This window comes from Neorhizobium petrolearium (assembly GCF_017873175.1).
Taxonomy (GTDB): Bacteria; Pseudomonadota; Alphaproteobacteria; order Rhizobiales; family Rhizobiaceae; genus Neorhizobium; species Neorhizobium petrolearium.
Window position 1 is genome coordinate 1 of record NZ_JAGGJW010000053.1, and the last position, 1,572, is coordinate 1,572.

Annotated in this window: 2 protein-coding genes; one reads left to right on the forward strand and one right to left on the reverse strand. The window is 56.2% G+C overall.

Translation table 11 applies throughout. The annotated features are described in order from the left end of the window. On the reverse strand, positions 1-395 hold a 395-nt coding region (locus J2046_RS33585; protein WP_210059132.1), incomplete at its 3' end, for a LysR family transcriptional regulator. A 248-nt stretch (positions 396-643) separates the two neighbouring features. On the opposite strand from J2046_RS33585, the gene J2046_RS33590 reads away from it, so the two are divergent. After that, a partial coding sequence (locus J2046_RS33590; RefSeq protein ID WP_233470465.1) for an alginate export family protein occupies positions 644-1,572 on the forward strand: 929 nt, incomplete at its 3' end.

Sequence of the window (1,572 nt, forward strand, 5' to 3'; positions counted from 1 at the left end):
AGATCCACGAAGCGATCAGTATAAGAAGAAAGGATTTGTAGCTGTGGGTGTCGGCTAGCCAGCTGGGAGAGGATGGGGGCAAAATAGGTCGGACCAAATGACAGTGGCGCGGCTACGCGCATGCGGCCTCGAAGCTCACCGGCAGGCAGGATCGTTTCCCGCACCAAATCCAATTCAGCTGAGGTCCTGGCTGCGTAATCGCGGAATGTGGCGCCTGCTTCCGTGAGCGCTATGCCACGGGTCGTCCTTGCAAATAGCTGTGCGCCGAGTTGCTCCTCGAGCCTGTTGATCCGCCGGCTGACCATCGACTTGGAGATTCCCAGTCGCAGCGCTGCAGACGATACTCCGCCTGCATCAGCAACTTCGACAAATATTCTTAGATCCTCAATTTCCAAAAAACGTTCCTTATTTTGCAACACGGCTTCACACGACCGAGGGCTACCAAGGCAAAGAAGGTGATGACAACGTTGGTGCAGGTGTCTCTCCCGTGAGGGCATCTTCGCAACGTGCCGCACCAACCGCGAATACAGGATTTATTCCATAATCTTTCGTAGCGGCTTCAACTTATTTCTCCGTCCATCGCAAGCCGTGCAAGTGGCAGACGGCGGCGACCACTCATGAAAACTTAACACAGGATGTGGCCATGGGCCGAAGGCTGAAAGGCAAAGAGATGATTGACCGACAGAGATACACCACCTCGCGTCTTTCAATAACGTTCGGCCTTCGGTCCATACCCAAGACGCGGATACTGCTGCTTTCGCTTGCTGCCCTCGCGTTTGCTCAATGGGACTACCGGTCAGCCCTGGCAGACGATTCTGGCCTGAAGCAGGAGAGGCCCTCGATAAAAGCCGACCGGTCGCGGGAGGACTGGTCGCTTCTCGCGGATCCGAAACTACGGACTGAGTCGCTGGACAGTCTCAAATACATTCCGTTGTTTGCCTCGAATCCCAACAGCTACATCTCGCTCGGGCTCAATCTACGCGAAATCGTCGAAGTCAGTGATGCGCCGGCTTTCGGAACCGTGCGTGCGAATCCCGGAGACTCCTACTGGTTACAGCGCACGCAGTTCCATATCGACGTTCACCTGAATGAAAACTGGCAAGTCTTCACGCAGTTCGAGGATGTGCGTGCGTTCAACAAGTCGGTGATCGGTCCTAACGACGCAAACCGGTTTGACCTTCGGCAAGCATTCATCGGTTATTCGCAAGAGACCGACAGCGGAACGTTCAGGGCAAGGGTCGGCCGTCAAGACTTTGCGTTCGACCTGGAGCGGTTCGTTTCGACGCGCGATGGGCCGAATGTCCGCCAGTCATTCGATGCTGTCTGGGCCGGGTGGGAGACTGATGCATGGCGCTTCTATGGTCTTGTCAGCCGGCCTGTCCAGTATCGCGATGACCGCCCTTTCGATGATCGATCGAGCGGCGATGCAATGTTCAGCGGGGCTCGCGTGGAGCGGCAGCTGTCGCCGGATATCGAAGCCTCCGCATACTACGCGCTTTATCAGCGCAAGGACGCAACTTTTCTCACCGCGTCGGGTGAGGAGGACAGGCATATCCTTAATATCCGGACGGC